Below are 555 nucleotides of genomic sequence, written 5' to 3' on the forward strand. Positions count from 1 at the left end.
TGCTGGGGAGCGGCGTGGTCGGCTGTCGTTGGCCGGGTTGGCGTATGTGATCTATACGTCGGGTTCGACGGGGCAGCCGAAGGGTGTGGGGGTGACCCACACCGGCCTCGCCAGCCTGATCACCGAGCACATCGACCGCCTCGACATCGGTCCCGGGGCGCGGCTGCTGCAGATCGTCTCGCCCGCCTTCGACGTGCACATCGCCGAGGTGGGCCAGGCCCTCTGCTCCGGTGCGACCCTGGTCATCACAACAGCCAGTCACGAGACCGGCGGCGACGAGCTGGCTGCCGTGCTCAACGAGCTGTCCATCACCCACGTCATGCTGCCCGCGTCCCTGCTGGCCACCGTGCCCGAGGGCACGGTGCCGACCCTGCGGTCGGTGGGCACCGGCGGCGAGGCACTCTCCGCCGAGCTCGCCTCCCGATGGGCCGCCTCCGGCGTCCGCCTCGTCAACGGGTACGGGCCGACGGAGTCGACGGTGGCGGTGACGATGTCGCGGCCGTTGGTGGTTGGTGAGGTGCCGCATATCGGTGGGCCGGTGGCTAATTCGCGGGT

1 protein-coding gene is annotated in these 555 nt (G+C 70.5%); it reads left to right on the top strand.

Features of this window, described 5'->3' with window-relative positions:
* Positions 1–91 precede the first annotated feature (91 nt).
* The coding region (locus SM447_RS29745; RefSeq protein WP_474576183.1) for an AMP-binding protein at positions 92–555 on the top strand (464 nt) is incomplete at its 3' end.

It is taken from the genome of Micromonospora aridisoli, from assembly GCF_056150025.1.